Source organism: Caballeronia sp. SEWSISQ10-4 2 (assembly GCF_030464885.1).
GTDB lineage: Bacteria > Pseudomonadota > Gammaproteobacteria > Burkholderiales > Burkholderiaceae > Caballeronia.
Window position 1 is genome coordinate 1 of sequence record NZ_JALPRJ010000064.1, and the last position, 18,463, is coordinate 18,463.

Annotated in this window: 12 protein-coding genes; 4 read left to right on the forward strand and 8 right to left on the reverse strand. The window is 61.1% G+C overall.

What is annotated here, in order from left to right; translation table 11 throughout:
- Positions 1-186 precede the first annotated feature (186 nt).
- The 8 genes from M0D69_RS32255 to M0D69_RS32290 form a co-directional block, all read right to left on the reverse strand.
- Complete coding sequence (locus tag M0D69_RS32255; RefSeq protein ID WP_301785898.1) at positions 187-1,332, reverse strand: porin; 1,146 nt, start codon at positions 1,330-1,332, stop codon at positions 187-189.
- Positions 1,333-1,534: 202 nt separating this feature from the next.
- The gene (locus tag M0D69_RS32260; protein ID WP_301785899.1) at positions 1,535-3,076 is read right to left on the reverse strand and encodes a tripartite tricarboxylate transporter permease; all 1,542 of its coding nucleotides are present in this window, start codon (positions 3,074-3,076) and stop codon (positions 1,535-1,537) included.
- A gap of 14 nt (positions 3,077-3,090) precedes the next feature.
- On the reverse strand, positions 3,091-3,600 hold the full coding sequence (locus tag M0D69_RS32265) for a tripartite tricarboxylate transporter TctB family protein (protein ID WP_301785900.1): 510 nt from the start codon (positions 3,598-3,600) through the stop codon (positions 3,091-3,093).
- A gap of 68 nt (positions 3,601-3,668) precedes the next feature.
- On the reverse strand, positions 3,669-4,049 hold the full coding sequence (locus tag M0D69_RS32270; protein ID WP_301785901.1) for a VOC family protein: 381 nt from the start codon (positions 4,047-4,049) through the stop codon (positions 3,669-3,671).
- A 69-nt stretch (positions 4,050-4,118) separates the two neighbouring features.
- Positions 4,119-5,129: a tripartite tricarboxylate transporter substrate binding protein gene (locus M0D69_RS32275; RefSeq protein WP_301785902.1), complete on the reverse strand. Its 1,011-nt coding sequence runs from the start codon at positions 5,127-5,129 to the stop codon at positions 4,119-4,121.
- 37 nt (positions 5,130-5,166) lie between these two features.
- Positions 5,167-6,087, reverse strand: a complete 921-nt coding sequence (locus M0D69_RS32280) for an ABC transporter substrate-binding protein (RefSeq protein WP_301785903.1) — start codon at positions 6,085-6,087, stop codon at positions 5,167-5,169.
- A gap of 241 nt (positions 6,088-6,328) precedes the next feature.
- On the reverse strand, positions 6,329-7,051 hold the full coding sequence (locus M0D69_RS32285) for an FCD domain-containing protein (RefSeq protein WP_301785904.1): 723 nt from the start codon (positions 7,049-7,051) through the stop codon (positions 6,329-6,331).
- A gap of 131 nt (positions 7,052-7,182) precedes the next feature.
- Positions 7,183-8,178: a YncE family protein gene (locus tag M0D69_RS32290; RefSeq protein ID WP_301785905.1), complete on the reverse strand. Its 996-nt coding sequence runs from the start codon at positions 8,176-8,178 to the stop codon at positions 7,183-7,185.
- Between the two features lie 909 nt (positions 8,179-9,087).
- Here M0D69_RS32290 and M0D69_RS32295 point away from each other — a divergent pair.
- Genes M0D69_RS32295 through M0D69_RS32310 form a run of 4 tightly spaced genes read left to right on the forward strand, consistent with a single transcriptional unit; the run spans position 9,088 to position 18,349 of the window.
- Positions 9,088-10,353 (forward strand): efflux RND transporter periplasmic adaptor subunit, encoded by a 1,266-nt coding sequence (locus M0D69_RS32295; RefSeq protein ID WP_301785906.1) that lies wholly within the window; start codon positions 9,088-9,090, stop codon positions 10,351-10,353.
- A gap of 18 nt (positions 10,354-10,371) precedes the next feature.
- A complete protein-coding gene (locus M0D69_RS32300; RefSeq protein ID WP_301785907.1) occupies positions 10,372-13,488 on the forward strand; it encodes an efflux RND transporter permease subunit in 3,117 nt (1,038 codons plus the stop codon).
- Positions 13,485-16,802, forward strand: a complete 3,318-nt coding sequence (locus M0D69_RS32305; protein WP_301785908.1) for an efflux RND transporter permease subunit — start codon at positions 13,485-13,487, stop codon at positions 16,800-16,802. The genes M0D69_RS32300 and M0D69_RS32305 overlap by 4 nt, the downstream gene beginning before the upstream one ends.
- Positions 16,799-18,349, forward strand: coding sequence for an efflux transporter outer membrane subunit (locus M0D69_RS32310; RefSeq protein ID WP_301785909.1), 1,551 nt, complete (start codon positions 16,799-16,801; stop codon positions 18,347-18,349). The genes M0D69_RS32305 and M0D69_RS32310 overlap by 4 nt, the downstream gene beginning before the upstream one ends.
- Positions 18,350-18,463: the final 114 nt, after the last annotated feature.

Below are 18,463 nucleotides of genomic sequence, written 5' to 3' on the forward strand. Positions count from 1 at the left end.
AACCGGTACTTCGCCACGCTCGCCGAAGTCCTCTCGGCCGTCGAGGCCTGTTTCCGGCACTGGATCGGACCAAACGAAGTTCTACGAAGACTATGCTGCATTATTTAAGACGTTGTGTTTAACGCGCAATCCACAGTCATCCGGGATCGAGAGATGGACGACAACAGCTCCGGGTGCTGCCTCGCCTCAGAACTTGTGCGTTATACCCAAGATGACCGCTACTTGATTGGGCGTGCCTGAACTCGACTCGAGATCGCCCACTGTCCCGCCGGCGGCTACCAAGGAGTTACCATCCGAGCTGAACGTGGTACCGCGCGCGTGAGAGTAGGCGCTGATCGCGTACAAAGTGGTTCGCTTCGACAAGAAATACTCTGCACCAGCGGCAACCGTGTGATACGTTGCCGACGATGCTCCGCTCGATCTCATGTAGGTATACCCAGCATTCACGGCAAATGCCGGCGATACCAGGTACTCAAGTGAAGTCGCTCCGGTGTTGAACGTTTCGGTCCTGTTGAAGGCGGCCAACTTCACATAAGGCTTCCACTGCGCATTGCTATACCGGATATTGGCGGTGAAAGGACCGATCACGTACTGCGCTGCCACGTGGAAAATCGAACGCGATCCAATGAACGGGACGCTACCGAACAGTGGCGTCACAGAATTATTATGTGTCAGATCCGCCGTACCTACACCGGCCGCACCGTCGTTTTTTGCAAAGATGTAGCCGGCTGCCAAGCTCAAGGGACCTTGGGTGTAAGCCGCCGCTGCAGAAGAAGTCTCCTGGGACGAGACACTGCCCGGTACGCCGCCCAATCCATACATCAATTCATATTGAAGTCCACCGTACGTCGGGCTTGTGTACTTGATGGAGTTGTCGACGCGAAAGGTGTTGTCATTGTTGTCCGCGTCACCTGGAGTCGAAAACGCCGGCCCATAGCCATCGGCTGTGAGTGGCTGAACCAGATCGACCGTCGGATCGAGTTGTCGACCGATTGTCACTGAGCCAAGGGACTTGGACGCGAGCCCTACCCACGCGTTCTTGCCGAACTCGCGTCCGCCTTGTTTCAGCGCGCCGGTATTGATATCGAATCCATTTTCGAGGTTAAAGATTGCCTGGAAGCCTCCTCCAAGATCTTCCTTGCCCTTCAACCCCCATTGGTTGGCCGTGAAGTCAGCGCCCTGTAACGCCACTAAAGAATGACGACCGACATTGTTGTAATAGGCGAACGCATTATCTATCTCGCCATACAGTGTCACACTACTTTGAGCTTGAGCAGCTGGAATCCCAATTAACATCGCCAGGGGCAGACCGACAATCGCGAGGCGTCTCATATCATCTCCATAGATATCATGTTTTTACACAATTTATTAATTTAGTAGACCGACTTATAGAGCCTGTCATACCGGCCATTGATTGAATACTCACTATATTTTGTAATACTAATTATTAAATCTATTTTTGCCCCATTCATTTCTATTCCTTCAGGTCGGCAAGCGTTAAGAATGCACAGGCGATTAGGTAGTCACATAACCGCTAGCGCTGCTCTTCGGCAAGCCGCTGCTGTGCAATGCGCTCTTCGGCCTGCTGCAACTCTTTCACAGGACGACGCTTGCTCCACACCGACGCGCCCACCATGACGGCCGCGCAACACAGCAGGCCGGCGGCGATCGGGCTGCGCAAAAACACCGTAGGGTCGCCGTTGGAAATGGTCAGCGCTTGGCGAAACGATTGCTCCAGCGTATGCCCGAGGATCAGGCCGAACAGCAAAGGCGCCTTCGGCACGTCGAGCTTGCGGAACAGATAGCCGAGCACGCCGAAGCCGAGCGCGAGGTAGAGATCAAAGACGTCATTGTTGAACGAGTACACGCCGGCGGATGCGATGCCGAGGATCAGGCACAGCAGAATACCCGGCGGCACATAGAGGATCTTCGAGAGAATGCCTACCAGCGGCAGGTTCAGCACCAGCAGCATGATATTGCCGATGTACATGCTCGCAATCAATCCCCATACCAAATCAGGTTGCGTATGAAACAGCATCGGCCCTGGCTGGATGCCGTACATGATGAACGCACCCATGATGACGGCCGTAGCACCGGAGCCCGGCACGCCGAGCGCCAGCAAGTGGACAAACGCGCCGCACGTGTCCGCATTGGTTGCCGCCTCCGGTGCCGCAATGCCCTCGACCGCACCCTTGCCAAACTCCTCGGGGTGCTTCGATATTTTCTTTTCCAGCACGTAGGACAGCATGGCGGCAAGCGTGCCACCAAGACCAGGCGCAGCGCCACAGAGAAAGCCCACCGCCGTGCCGCGAAAAATCGCCGGCCGCGCGCGCCGCCATTCCTTCTTCGTGAACCAAAGCTTGCCTTCCACCTTCACCGAGTGCAGGGTGCCCCCAAGCGTGCCTTCCACCATGCGGCTGACTTCCGCAATGGCAAACAGCCCCACCACCACAACGAGAAAGCTCACCCGGTCCTGCAGTTGAGAGAGGCCCATCGTGAAACGCGGCACGCCGCTTTGCAGATCGATACCGATTGTTGCCAGCCCCAGTCCCATGAACACCGCCATCATGCCCTTGGCGATCGAGTTGCCGTTGAGCGCACCTACAGTGGAAAGCGCGAAGAAGATCAGCGCGAAGTATTCGGTCGGGCCAAAGTGTAGCGCGACCGCGGCGAGCGGCACGGCAACGAAAGACAGGCACGTCACGCCGATCATGCCGGCAATGAACGAACTTACGCCGGCAATGGCGAGCGCAGCGGCCGCGCGGCCCTTGCGCGCCATCGGGTAACCATCGAGCACGGTCATCACTGCGGCGGCGTCACCGGGCGTATTGAGCAGGATGGCCGTCACCGCGCCGCCGTACATGCACCCATAATAGATGCCGGTCAACATCATCAATGCGGTGATCGGATCCATTCCGAACGTGACCGGGATCAATAGCGCGATGCCCGCTGACGGCCCGATGCCCGGCAGGTGACTGATCATCGTGCCAATGAACACGCCGATCAGGGTGTAGAGAAGATGGGTCGGTTGGATGGCGACGGCCAATCCATGCAGAATCCCGTACAAGCTTTCCATTTTGGCGCTCCGCGTCAGATCGATAACAAGCCGGCAGGCATTGGAACGCCCAGCACCAGGGAAAACAGCAGATCGAACACGAGCGTGAAACCTAGCGCGACTGCGATATTCGTCTTGTGGCGCTTGCGGTTGAAATAGGTCAGAAGACCCAGTAGGAAGACCGCAGTCGCAATCAGGTAGCCCACCCGCGCGAAGCAGAAGTAATAGAGCGCCGTCCATATGACCATGCCCACGAGGACCAGCGGGGAATGCTTCACACCGTTGCCCGGGTTCGTGCCGGGCTCGTCGGAAAGCGGTGCGGCCTTGGCGGCGGACAACGGGTCGATGCGCACCTTGTGGCGCCGTTCGATCAACAGCAACAGTGCGGACGCGATCAGCCCAATGCCGACGAGCGCGGGAAAGGCCTTGGGCCCGAGTGGATCGCCCAGGCGCATTTCGGGCAGCCGCATGTCCATGTACAGATAGACGCCCGCAAGCACGATGACGCCAATGGCAAGCTGCGCGTCACCCCTCAAGCTTTTCATGTCTCCTCCTTGGTGTGCTGCCTGCCGGCGCACTCTTTGCGCGCGTCGCCGGCCCTGACTGATCCGACCTACTTCTCGTTGTACCGACCCGGCTTGACAACTTCGGCGATGGTGCCGTCCGGCGCGCGAAACTTGAGCGCGCCTTCGCCCTTCTGCGAGAGGATCGTGCCGCCGTACTGCTTGATCTTCTCGGCAGCAAGGTCCTGGTCGTCGACGGTCACGCCCCAGTGATGGAGGCGCGGCCCTTCGCCGGCGAGGGTAGCTTCGTGCGAATCCTCGCTGTCGTATTTCATCAGCGTGAAGTCGATGTGGCCGTCGGTCATGTGTCGCGAAATGTGCTCGCGATTGCGGCCCGTCTTCACTTCCGTGAAGCCGAATACTTCGGAGTAGAACTTGGTCGCCTCTTCGAGATCGTTGACCTTGACGGCGAGGTGGACGATGCGTGACATATGGATCTCCATGTCGTTGATTGCTACGGTGGAAAAAACAGGAAGTTGGCCTGGATGCTTTACTACCCGTTACTTCGCGAGGCCGAGGTCGGTGAGCAGCGACGTGAGCCGCTTCTGCTCGCCCGCGAGGAAGACCTTTGTGTCCGCACTATTCTTGTAGTCGGCGGTCCAGAGGTTGCGCTTGACCGCGGCGGCCCATTCGGGTGATGCCGTAGCCTTCTTCAGCACGTCGTCCCACCAGGCGATCTCGGCGACCGTCATGTCCTTTGGCCCGACGAGCACGCGCCACGTGCTGAACTCGGCGTTGACGCCCTGCTCTTTCCACGTCGGCACATTGGCGAGATCGCCTGCCTGCCGTACATCCGAAGGAATCCCGATCATCTTGATACGCCCCGCCTGACTGGGACCAAGAACGACGCCCGCGGGAGTCGCGCTGGCTGTGACATGCCCGCCCATCAGCGACGTGACCGCCTCGCCGCCCGAATCGAAGAAGACAATCTTCAGCTTCTTCGGGTCCTGTCCAGCCGCCTTCAGGACGAGCGCGGCGGCAGCGTGGCTCTGGCCGCCCGGCGAACTCGATACCGCCATGCTCACTGCCGACGGATCCTTGTGCAGCATCGCGACGAGATCCTTGCCGCTTTTGATCGGCCCGTCCGCTGCGACCGCGAACACCACCGGCTCGGTAACGAACACGGCGAGTGGCGTGACGTCGTCGACGCCGACCGTGCTCAGGCCCGTGACACGGTTCGTGATTAGCGGCAGCGCCTGCACACTCACGTAGTGGCCGTCGCCTGGGTGTGAATTGATGTATGCAATACCGACGGTGCCGCCACCGCCCGGACGGTTGATCACCGTGACCGGCTTGCTCGACAGCTTGTCCTGCTGGATCACGCTTTGCAGCGTGCGGCCGACCAGATCGAGCCCGCCGCCCGGCGCGCTCGGCACCACGATCTCGATCGGGCGGTGCGGCTGCCATGCATCGGCCGCATTGGCGGCGAGCGTTCGGATGCACAGCAGGGCAGCGCATGACAGCAGCAGCGCACCGCGTAGCTTCGCTCTTCTGATACCGGACTTACCCATTACGTCGTCTCCTGATTATTTTGTGTTTTCACCAGACTCAGAAATTGAAGCCGTCAAATGTAGTCGCGGCAAACAACTGGTCCATTGGTACGTCTTTATCGATCAACCCATCGGCCCGGGCGTAGCGTTGTAACGCGCCCAGGTCGCGGCGGTTCGCGTCCATGCCGTAGCGCCAGTAGTCCTCGCCCATCAGCACCTTCACCCTTTCGACCTCAGCATTGATCCACGGATGGGTGATACGTAGTGTGTCGGTGATCGACATTTCGGTCATGGCTGCCTCCTTTGCTTTCACAAAGGCTGCAAACACGTTCACCGGTAGCCACGGGTGCTTTTCTACCAGCGTGCGCCGGATGCCGATGGTGTGCATAGGCGGGAACAACCGCGTCTTCGTAAAATACGCCTCTTCCGCCTCGCGGAAATCGGGGAACAACCGCTGCACGCGTTCGTTACGGCCAAAGCACGACGGCGGCTTGGGCGCGATGATCGCGTCGATGTCACCGGCGTCGAGCAGGTTCGAGAGCGTGGCGGTCCCGGCAATCGGCGAGATGCTGATGTCTGCCGGCAGGTCGAGCGGCATACGTACCTCGCGACCGGCCTGCTCGAGACCACCCGTGAACCAATGGACGTCACGGGTGCGCACACCGTGTTCGTCGTCGAGAAAACCGCGCACCCAGACACCCGCCGTCTGCTGGAAGTCAGGCACTCCGATCCGGCGGCCACGCAACGCCTCGGCCGAATCAATGCCGCGGTCCGAGCGCACGTAAATGGCCGAATGCCGGAACGACCGCGACACGAAGGCAGGCACACCGATGTAATGGCTCTGGCCGCGCGCCGTGGTCAACAAATGCGTGCCCAGCGACAGTTCCGCTATGTCGAATTCCTCATGGCGAAACGCCCTTTGAAACAGCTCCTCCGCAGGACCGTGAACGAAGTTGATCCTGCATCCCTCAATTGCCACGCTACCGTCGACCAACGCCCGCGTCCGATCCGTGATTTGGCATGCTAATGAAATCTCAAGCATGGTATTGACGCACCCTCCAGTAGCCTCTTTTCATGGCGCCCTGGTCAATATTGCCGGGCGTGCTCGTCCAATACGATTCGTACACCATAATATCCAGGCCGACCGGATACATCCGGCCGTTTCTGATTACATCCCAATCTTCACCGGCCAGTCGTGACGCCCTAAACAACCGGGCCATTCATTTTTGGTCGCCGGCAACTGTGCTCCCCTCCTTCGTGAGCTCATCGAGGGCCATCAGCATGCGCGCCTTGCCGTGTGCGACATGGCTGAAACTCGCTTTGTAGCTCAACTCCGCGTCCTTCGACCTCAGCGCCGCGACGATCTCGCGATGCTCGCGATTCGATTGCAGCAATGCCCCACGCTGCACCAGCCCGTGCGTGCGAAAGAGATGGAATTCCTTCACCAGGCCGCGGTACAACTTGATCAATCGCGTGTTCTCGGTCGAGCGGACGATAAAATCGTGAAACTCGAGGTTGACGGGATCGAAGCTGGAGAAATCGCCCTTCTCGGCCGCGTCTTCCATCTCTTCCACGAATCCATCGAGCTTCGCCGCGCTCTGTGTGGACAGGATCGGCGCCAGCAATGAGGCCGACAGTCCGATCAGTCCCGCGCGCAGATCGTAGACTTCGATTGCGTCACTCTTGGTCAACCGCTTGATGAACACGCCGCGGTTCGGGATCAGATACACAAGACCCAGTTCCGCAAGTGCCCGGCAAGCTTCGCGCACCGGTCCGCGGCTGACCGACAGCTTGTCGGCCACAAGCTTCTCATTGAGGCGCTGCCCAGGTACCAGTTCGCCACGTAAGATCATTTTTTCGATCTCGTGTTGCACCACCCCCGTGAGGGTATGCGATTGAAGTTCCGCGACGGTGACGGTAGAGGTGCTGTAGTCGGTTTTCATGCGTCAATACTAAATTGCACATTGAAAACTGTCAACACTTTGCATATCCCTTCGTTCGTTTGCGGCCCGGTGGCCACCCCGACATCGAACTACCTTGCGCCACTCACGCTAAATGAGGTTAACCCCGGCATTCAAGCTGGCTCAAAAACCGCCACCTTGTTGCTGACATTCAAGTAAATAAAAATCCTGTGTGTTTTCGGGTCGACAGTTAATGTATGCGTGTTTTTCTCAGACACAATATGATCGACTACGGTATTGCTATCAATATCCACAACTTCAACGTTACCAGCTTTGTCGCCCATAAAAGCGCGCCGCGCAATGACATCGATCGCAGTTTGATCAATATCGCCACCTTTAAACGGCATCGTATTAACAAGTTCTCCAGTCGCAGCATTAACAGTTAACATCTTCTGATCTCGAGTTCCTATTATTAGGTGCTGTGTCTTGTCGTCATACACCATAGGCTTGGCGTCGGTCTTGACTCCCAGATCCCATACGGCTTCGACCTGGTTAGTATTTGGATTGATAACGTCGATCATGTTGTCGACCGGTTGATAAAGCCGGTCAAACTGAGCCACATATAAGCCCACATCCGGCCCATGTCTTGCCGGATGTGGCCTCAAGGTCACCGCGCTGACCTGCGCAAACGGCGGTTTGCCGTTGAACATCACTTCGTTGCCGGTGTCGTCGTTTGCTACGAAAACGTTGCCGGTATGCCGGTCGACGCTCACGCCATCCGGCGACTCGCCTCCCGAATTAACGGTTGCCACTTTCTCAAAAGTTCTTTTGTCGATTACCACCAAGGTATTGCTTTTACCATCGGAGACGAATGCATAGGTATCGTCGAGATCAATTCCATTAGCTTCCTGAACACCTGAAATCGTTGCTTTGACCACCAGTTTTTCGGCATCTATGACAATGACATTATGCGCTGGCGCCTGGCCAATCCAGACGGTATTTGTTTGTTCGTCGTACGCGACCCAATCGCCATGGCCACCTTGTCCGGGAAGGTCGATAGTTTTGATCAAACTGTAATGAGATTGGGCACTCGCGGCCGCAATACCCGTTAGCGCGAACACGCTGACCATGATTAAGCGAATCGATCGCGCAAGACTGACGGTCTTCATGTGGTTCCTGTTATCTGGTGGCGGGAATCGAGACCCTCCCTTGTTACGCGGTAAAGCGGAGGGAGTTCGGCACGCTTTGGCGCACAAAATGGCGATTGAGTACAGACACAACTCATGGCCGCGAGCAGTTATGGGCTACGCATATCTCTTAGTGAAAACTGTTAAGTGTCGACAATTTGAATTATGGGCGATTTTTGTAAACTGTCAACAGTTGACGAATAGGTAGTTTCGCTTAGTTTTCGTGTGCACTCACCGCTTCACAGCCGATGGGCTGTGATCGTCAACCGGCTCGACCTGTTGCTAGTAGACGGCGACACGACGCCCAATCACGACTCGTTCCTAGATCACCTCGGGCGTGACTGCCAAGTTGCCATGCCAGAGATATTCGGAACGCAGCGGCCAGCCTTAGAGTTGCGGGAACATACGCGCGAGCCTCTCCGCGAGGCAATTGCGCAGCTGGCTTTCACAGCCGCAAGATACGATCGACGCGCCACTGGCCAACCGCCCGCCCGCTTTCTGCGCGTATTACCGTTCCTTGGGACCGCCGTCTGGCGGCAGATCCCACGTCCAGCCGCCTGTTCGTACAGGCTACGCGTCCGAGAACGCTAAACGGGACATTTCAGGGATCAACATTATTGCATTCGTGTAACTCAAGCCTCGCGCGAGCCGGGTACATTGACGCCATTCTTTACTCAATCCGCGTCCCTCCTCTGCTACCGAGGTCAATATGAACAACAGACGGCTATTGCGCCGTTCGCGCGGCCAGCGTCGCTTACAACTTAATAAAACATTGTCAAAGGCTTGATCCATGGTTACAACGCGAGGGAACCGTGGCACCTTTCCACAGTCCCGGCTGGGGATCGCTCCCCGCCCAATCATCAACGACAGCACCTGTTTTCGGAGATACCTATGAGCGAAGCCGTGTCCACGCAGCCAAAGCGCTCCCGACGCGGGCTCATCCTGTTTGCGGTGATCGTGCTGGCGCTGATTGCGCTTGTCGTTGTCCACCTGTTGACCCAAAAGAAGCCCGCGCGCGACGCAGCGCCCATCGTCGTGACGGTGGCGAGCGCAACGCTCGGCTCGATGCCGGTCACCTTGAACGAACTTGGCACTGTCACCCCTACCGCTACCGTGACCGTGCTGCCGCAACTGAGCGGCTACCTAACTGCCGTCGGTTATCACGAAGGCCAGGAAGTGCAGAAAGGCCAGTTCCTGGCCCAGATCGATCCGCGCCAGTATGAAATCAACAAGCAGCAAGCCGAGGCGACGCTCGCCAAAGACCGGGCCTTGCTCGCCCAGGCGCGTGCCGACCTGGTCCGCTTCACGCAGTTGAACGAACGCAAGTCGATCGCCGAGCAAACCTTCGCGGACCAGCAGTTCCTCGTCCAGCAGGACGAGGCCGCGGTCAAGCTGGATCTGGCCATCATCGCTCAAGACGACCTCAATCTGACCTATTGCCGCATCACCGCGCCGGTCACCGGAAAGGTCGGCCTGCGTCTCGTCGACCCGGGCAACTACGTCACGGCGTCGTCGTCGACGGGCATTGTCGTCATCACCACGGTCAAGCCGACCACGGTGCAGTTCACGGTGCCGCAAGACTCGCTGGTCGCCGTCGTGCAGCGCCTGAATGCGGGCGCTACGTTGCCGGTCACCGCCTATACCAGCGATAACGCACGCGAAATCGCCACCGGCACGCTGTACGCCGTCAGCAACCAGATGGCCACGGCGACGGGCACGGTCACCTTACGCGCAACTTTCGCCAATGACGACGAAGCGCTCTTCCCGAACGAGTTCGTCAACATCAAGCTGCTAGTCGATACGATGCAAAATGCCGTGCTGGTGCCCACGCCCGCCGTGCAAACCGGGGCGCCCGGCGACTACGTGTATCTCGTCAACGCGGACAATTCGGTTTCCGTGCATAAGGTCAAGATCGGCCCGAGCGACGGCAAGAACACGGTCATCCTGTCCGGCCTCTCGGCGGGCAACGTAGTGGTCACGGACGGCACGGACCGCCTGAACGACGGCGCCAAGATCCAGGCGGCCAAAGCGAAACCCGCCTCGGCTGACGCAGTTGCCTCGGATTCCGCAGCCGCCTCCGGCCGGCACAAACTGGCCCACGGCGCCTCGGAGCCCGCTGCGGCGCCCGAAGCCGCGTCGGTCAATGCTGCTTCGTAGAAGCGGACCCACGCGCCGATGAATATTTCCCGTCTGTTTATTCTTAGACCGGTAGCCACGATGCTGCTGATGATTGCCCTCGTGCTGGTGGGCCTCGTCGCCATGCGCGTGCTGCCGGTCTCCTCGCTGCCCAACGTCGACTATCCGACCATCCAGGTGCAGACCTTCTATCCGGGCGCGAGCCCGGACGTGATGGCCACCACGGTCACGGCGCCGCTCGAAGTGCAACTGGGCGAGATCCCCGGCCTGCAGCAGATGACGTCGTATAGCTCGGATGGCGCGTCGGTCATCACGCTGCAGTTCGACCTGTCGCTGAACCTCGATGTCGCCGAGCAGAACGTCCAGCAGGCCATCAACGCGTCCAACAGCTACCTGCCCTCCGGCCTGCCGGCGCCGCCGACCTATGCGAAAGTGAACCCGGCCGACCAGCCGATCCTGACGCTCGCGGTCACGTCGAAGTCGATGTCGTTGACCCAGCTCGAGGACATCGCCAATAACCGCCTCGGCACCAAGATTTCCGAAGTGTCGGGCGTGGGCGTGGTCACAACCAGCGGCGGCAACGTGCCGGCCATTCGTGTAGAAGCGGACCCGCACAAGCTGGCCGCCTACGGCCTGAACATCGACGACCTGCGCACGCTGCTCAGCTACGTCAACGTGAGCCAGCCGAAGGGTAATTTCGACGGCCCGGAGCTCGACTACACGATCAACGGCAACGACCAGATCACCGATCCGAAGGACTACCTGGACACGGTGGTCGCCTATCAGAACGGCGCGCCGGTGTTCATGCGCGACGTCGCGCGCGTGAGCCAGGCCGCGCAGGACGTCGAGCGCGGCGCCTGGTACAACGGCTCGCCCGCCATCGTGCTCAACGTGCAGCGCCAGCCGGGCGCGAACGTGATCGCCACGGTCAACCAGATCATGAAGCAGTTGCCGCAGCTCGAATCCACGCTGCCGGCCGGCATGAAGGTCACGGTGGTGTCGGACAGCACCGGCGTGATCCGCTCGTCAGTGTCCGACGCGGCGCTCGAACTGATCCTGGCGATCGTGCTGGTGGTGGCGGTGATCTTCGTGTTCCTGCGCAACGTGCCGGCCACGCTGATCCCGAGCATCTCGGTGCCGGTCTCGCTGATCGGCACGCTAGCGGTGATGTACCAGCTGAACTACTCGATCGACAACCTCTCGCTGATGGCGTTGATCATTGCCACCGGCTTCGTGGTCGACGACTCGATCGTGATGATCGAGAACATCGTGCGTTATCTGGAGGAAGGCAAGACGCCGCTCGAGGCTGCGCTGGAAGGCGCCGGGCAGATTGGCTTCACGATTCTCTCGCTGACCATCTCGCTGATCGCCGTGCTGATTCCGCTGCTGTTTATGGGCGGCGTGATCGGGCGTCTCTTCAGCGAATTCGCGGTAACGCTCGCGGTCACCATCGTGATCTCGGCGGTGGTCTCGCTGACCGTGGTGCCGATGCTCTGCGCGCGCATGTTGCGCGCCCAGGCCGAACGGCATCCAAGCCGCTTCGAGCGCATCAGCGAAGGCCTCTTCAACAAAACGCTCGCCGCTTATGAACGCGGCCTGCGCTGGGTGCTGGACCATCAGATGCTGACGCTTGCGGTGGCGGTCGGCACCGTCGTGCTGACCGGCATCCTGTACGTGGTGATCCCGAAAGGCCTCTTTCCGGTGCAGGACGTCGGCGTGATCGAGGGCATCAGCGTGGCCGACAACTCGGTGTCGTACAAGGCAATGGTGACCCGCCAGAGTGCGCTCGCCGATGCGATCCTGAAAGACCCTGACGTGACCTCGCTCACCTCCTACGTGGGCATCGACGGCACCAACTCCACGCTGAACAACGGCCGCTTCCTGATCAACCTGCGCGACCGGGACAAGCGTTCCGACACGGCGCAAGAGATCGCGCGGCGTCTGCAGCAGGAAGTCGCCAATGTGCCCGGCGTGAGGCTCTACATGCAGCCTGAGCAGGATCTGACGCTCGACACCACGGTCTCGCCGAACCAGTACAGCTTCGTGCTGCGCGGACCGAGCCAGCAGGCGTTCCAGAAGTACGTGCCGGAACTGGTGTCGCGCATGAAGCAGATTCCGTCGCTCGCCGACGTGCAAAGCGACATGAACACCGACGGCCTGAGCGTGAACGTCGAAGTCAACCGGCAACTGGCCGCACGCTTCGGCATTACGCCGGCGACCATCGACAACGCCCTGTACGACGCACTCGGCCAGCGGATCGTCTCGACCATCTTCGAGCAGTCGAACCAGTACCGGGTGATCCTCGTCGCCAAGCCGGAATCGCTGCCGGACGTGCAGTCGATCGGCAACCTGTATCTGCCGAGCCAGACCGGCAGCACCGGCCAGGTGCCGCTGTCCGCCATCGCCAAGATCCAGATCACGAAGTCGCCGCTGGTGATCAGCCATCTTGCGCAGTTCCCGTCCGTCACGATCTCGTTCAACCTCGCGAAGGGTGCATCGTTGAGCACGGCGGTAAAGGACATCCATGCAGCGGAACAGTCGGTGAACCTGCCGCCGTCGATCACCTCGTCGCTGCAGGGCGCGGCCCAGGCGTTCGAGGATTCGCTGTCGAGCGAGGTGTACCTGCTGATCGCGGCGCTGGTCGCGGTGTATATCGTGCTCGGCGTGCTGTATGAGAGCTTCATCCATCCGGTGACAATTCTGTCCACGCTGCCCTCGGCGGGCATCGGCGCCCTGCTCGCGCTGATGATCGCCGGCAGCGACCTGGATGTGATCGGCATCATCGGTATCGTGCTGCTGATCGGCATCGTCAAGAAGAACGCCATCATGATGGTGGACTTCGCGCTGGATGCCGAACGCAATCACGGCAAGCCTCCGCGCGAGGCGATCTTCGAGGCGTCGCTGCTGCGCTTCCGCCCGATCCTGATGACGACGCTCGCCGCCATGCTCGGCGCCCTGCCGATGCTGCTCGGCAGCGGCACGGGTTCGGAGCTGCGCCGGCCGCTGGGTCTCGCGATCATCGGCGGCCTGACGCTGAGCCAGATGCTGACGCTCTTCACCACGCCGGTGATCTACCTGTTCTTCGACAGGATGGCGGAGCGCGTCAACCGTAGGCGGCGCCGCAATTCGGAGGGCACGACGGAGGACACGCCTTGAACATCTCGGCGTTATTCATCCGGCGCCCTGTCGCGACCACGCTTTTGGCGATCGCCATCCTGATCTCCGGGACGCTCGCCTATTTCCGGCTGCCGGTCGCGCCGTTGCCGAACATCGCCTTTCCGGTGATCGTGGTGCAGGCGAACATGGCGGGCGCGAGCCCGAACATCATGGCGTCCACGGTGGCCGAACCGCTCGAGCGGCGCCTGGCGACCATTGCCGACGTGAGCGAGCTGACGTCGATCAGCTACGTCGGCTCGTCGATGATCGTGGTCGTGTTCGGCCTGAACCGCGACATCAACGGCGCGGCCCGCGACGTCGAAGCCGCGATCCAGGCGGCCCGCGCGGACTTGCCGACCACGCTGCGCAGCAATCCGACCTATCGCCAGTACAACCCGGCGGATGCGCCCATCATGGTGCTCTCGCTGACGTCGGACACGCTCACCAAGGCGCAGCTCTACGATTCCGCGGATTCGGTGATCCAGCAGCAACTCTCGCAGGTCAACGGCGTGGGCCAGATCACGCTCGGCGGCGGCGCGTTGCCCTCGGTGCGGGTCGAGTTGCAGCCGGGCAAGCTGAACAGCTACGGAATCGGCCTCGAGGACGTGCGCGCGGCGATCAGTGCGGCGAACGCTGACAGCGCCAAAGGCCACCTCGATGAAGGCGACCAGCGCTACGTTGTCACGTCCAATGACCAGATCACCAAGGCCGCGCCCTACCGCGACCTTGTCGTCGCCTACCGCAACGGCGCGGCGGTACAACTGCGCGACGTCGCCGAGGTCAAGGATTCGAACGAAAATATTCGCAACGCCGGACTCTTCAACGGCAAGTCGGCCATCCTGGTGATCGTGTATCCGATGCCCGGCAGCAATGTCGTGAGTACGGTGGCGCAGATCCGCAAAGTGTTGCCCTCGATCGAAGCGACGTTGCCGAGCAGCGTGCACGTGGGCGTCGCGATCGACCGGTCGGAGTCGGTCCGCTCGTCAGTGGGCGACACCGAACGCACGCTGTTCATCGCCGTGCTGCTGGTCGTGGGCGTGGTGTTCATCTTCCTGCAGTCGCCGCGCGCCACGCTGGTGCCGGCAGTTGCGCTGCCGCTGTCGATCGTGGGCACCTTCGGGCCGATGTACCTGCTCGGCTACAGCATCGACAATCTCTCGCTGATGGCGCTCACCATCGGCACCGGCTTCGTGGTCGACGACGCGGTGGTGGTGCTGGAGAACATCGTGCGCCACATGGAGGCGGGGCTCAGCCCCAAGGAAGCCGCGTTGAAAGGCAGCGGCGAAGTGGGCTTCACGGTGATCTCGATGAGCCTGTCGCTGATCGCCGTGTTCCTGCCGATCATGCTGATGCCCGGTATCGTCGGCCTGCTGTTCCATGAGTTTGCGGTCACGCTGTCCATCGCCATCCTGATTTCGCTCGTCATCTCGCTCACGGTCACGCCGGCGATGTGCGCGTATGTGCTGAGCCGCAACAACGCCGGGCATTCGAAAGCCCGCTGGGCGCTGTGGGTCGAGGCTCAATTCGACCGATTCAAGGACGCCTACGCACGCACGCTCGCGGCCGTACTGGATCATTCGCTGCTGGTCATCCTGCTGTTGATCGGCCTGCTCGTGGCCAACGTGTTCCTGTTCAAGCTGGTGCCCGCCACCTTCTTTCCCGAGCAGGACACCGGCATCCTGATCGGGCAGATCATCGCCGACCAGAGCATCTCCTTCCCGGCGATGCAAAAGAAGCTCGCGCAGTTGCAGGAGATCGTGCAGAAGGATCCGGCAGTCGCCTCGGTAGCCGGCTTTACCGGCGGCCGCGCGCTCAATACCGCGAACGTGTTCATCGAACTGAAGCCGCTGGCGGAGCGCCATCTCACGGCGACCGAGGTGGTGAACCGCCTGCGGCCCAGGCTCAACCAGGTCTCGGGTGCGCGGCTCTTTATCCAGGCGCAGCAGGATCTGCGGATCGGCGGACGGCAGTCGGCCGCCGAGTATCAGTACACACTGACCAGCGACGATTCCGCCGCGCTGTTCAAGTGGACGCCGCTGCTCGTCGCCGCACTCGGCAAAGAACACGCGCAGTTGCTCGACGTGAACTCGGACCTGCAGCAAAACGGTCTGCAGACCTACGTCAGCATCAACCGCGCGACGGCGGCCCGGTACGGCTTCGCGCCGAACCAGGTCGACAACGTGCTGTATGACGCGTTCGGCCAGCGTACGGTGTCGACCATCTACAACCCGCTCAACCAGTATTTCGTGGTGATGGAGGTGGCGCCGGAGTACTGGCAGTATCCGCAGACGCTCAGCCAGATTTACCTGAGCAAGGCGGCGGGCAATGCCACCGGTACGGCGGCCACGCAAATGCCGAGCGGCACGGTGTCCGGCGTGACGGCGACGACTCAGACCAGCACGACCAGCAGCACGAACTCGCTCAACTCGAACGCGCAAGCCAACGCGACCACCAACAGCATCGCCAACAGCAAGGGCGGCAGTTCGACCGGCAGCGCGGACAGCACGTCAGCCGAGACCATGGTGCCGCTGGCGGCCCTGGTTTCGTACTCGAACAGCCATACGTCGACGCAGGTGAACCATCAGAGCGGCCTCGTCGCCGCAACGATTTCGTTCAACCTGCCAGCCGGCGGATCGTTGAGCAAGGCGGCCGTGGCGATCGACAACACGATCCGCGAGATCGGCATGCCGGCCAGCATCCACGGTACGTTTGCGGGTGCGGCGGCGGCCTACTCGCAGTCCATGGGTACGGTGCCGCTGCTGATTCTCGCCGCGCTCGGCGTGGTGTATATCGTGCTCGGCGTGCTGTACGAAAGCTCGATCCACCCGCTGACCATCCTGTCGACGTTGCCGTCGGCCGGTATCGGCGCCACGCTGGCGTTGCTGATTTTCGGCACGCCGTTCTCGGTGATCGCGATGATCGGCATCATTCTGCTGATCGGTATCGTCAAGAAGAACGGCATCATGATGGTCGACGTCGCGATCCAGTTGCAGCGCAACGAAGGGATGCCGGCGCGCGAAGCGATTCACGCCGCCGCCGTGGTGCGTCTGCGGCCGATCATGATGACCACGTTCGCGGCCGTGCTCGGGGCGGTGCCGCTTGCTATCGGCATTGGCCAGGGCGCGTCGCTGCGTCAGCCGCTCGGTATCACCGTAATGGGTGGCCTGATCCTGAGCCAAGTCTTTACGCTGTACACGACACCGGTGATCTACCTCTACCTCGACCGCTTGCGGGGCAAGTTGGTCAGGTGGTCCGCAGGCCTGCCGTGGAATCGGGACTCGGAGCAACCCGGACAACCGGATACGAAGGCATGAAGATGACGATTTCCTATAAACACTTTGGGCCGCTAAGCCACCACCTTAGCCACCTTGGTCACTTTCGACCCCTGGCCGCCGCGACGCTGGCCCTGCTGGTCAGCGGCTGCGTGGTCGGTCCGGACTACCACCGGCCGCAGGTCAACGTGCCCGCCACCTACGCGGAGCTGCCGGGCTGGACCCAAGCCGAGCCGGCCGCAGCCGGACCGAAGGGCGAATGGTGGACCGCCTTTAACGATCCGCTGATCGACCAGCTCGAACCACTGGTGTCGGTGTCGAACCAGACCGTGCGCCAGGACTACGCGAACTATCAGGAAGCGCTGGCTGAAGTGCGGGCCGCACGCGCCAGCCTGTTCCCGACGATCGGCGTAACCGGCTCGGGCACGAAGTCGCGCAGCGCAAACGGCAACGCGGCCAAGGTCGTCAACTCGGGCTCGCTCGAAGGCAACGTCAGTTGGGCGCCGGACCTGTGGGGTCAGGTGCGCCGCACGATCGAAGAAAACTCAGCGACCGCGCAAGCGAGCGAAGCGACGCTCGCCAGTGCGACGCTCTCCGAGCAGGTGGCGCTGGCCACGGCCATCATCGACCTGCGCACCAGCGATGCGAATATCGACCTGCTGCAGAGAACTGTCCAGGAGTATCAGCACTTTCTCGGCGTGATCGCCGACCAGGACAAGGCGGGCACCATCCCGCCGTCCGACCTGATCACCGCACGCACCCAACTCGAGACGGCACAATCCAACCTGATCGCACTCGGTGTGGCGCGGGCGCAAGACGCGCATGCGATTGCCGTGCTGGTGGGCAAGAATCCGGAGGAGCTTTCGATCCCCCACAGCACCGCGATGCCGACCCTGCCCGCGGTGCCGGTCGGCGTGCCGTCGACGCTGCTTGAGCGCCGCCCCGACATCGCCGCCGCCGAGCGCCAGATGGCCGCGCAGAACGCGGCGATCGGCGTGGCCGTGGCGGCCTACTACCCGACGGTTTCCCTCTCGGCGCTGAGCGGGTTCACGCAGTCGCCGTTGTCCGGGCTGCTGCACGTAAGCAACTATGTCTGGTCGCTGGGCGGCAGCGCCACCGAAACGATCTTCGACGGAGGCTTGCGCAATGCGGACGTGGACGCGGCGAAAGCGGCTTACGATGCGACCGTCGCCAACTATCGCGGCACGGTGCTGACCGCGTTCCAGGACGTGGAGAACGACCTGTCCGGCTTGCGGATCCTGGCCGAGCAGGCGGTCGTGCTGGAGTCGCTCGTGCGCGATGCGAACCGGGGCGCCGAGATTGCCTTCAACGAGTATCAGGCCGGCACGGTGGACTACACCACCGTGGCCACGGCCCAGGCCACCCAGTTAAGCAGTCAGCAGACCGCGCTGAATGTGCAGCAGGAGCGCCTGCTGGATGCGGCGTCTCTGTTCGGCGACCTGGGCGGCGGCTGGGCAGCTACCGACCTGCATGATCCGCGGCATCCGCAGATCCCGGTTACCCAACAGGCGACGCCCACGCAAACGGGCGATACCTCCACGCACAACACTGCAGCCAAGATGCAATGATCTCGCGTTCCTGGTGACGGGCTGAGCGGAAGGCCGCACGAATGTGTGATGCCGAGAGCATGCGCGAGGCGTCCGCTATTCCTGACGCAAGTTGGCGTTTGTTGGCGGAGCGAA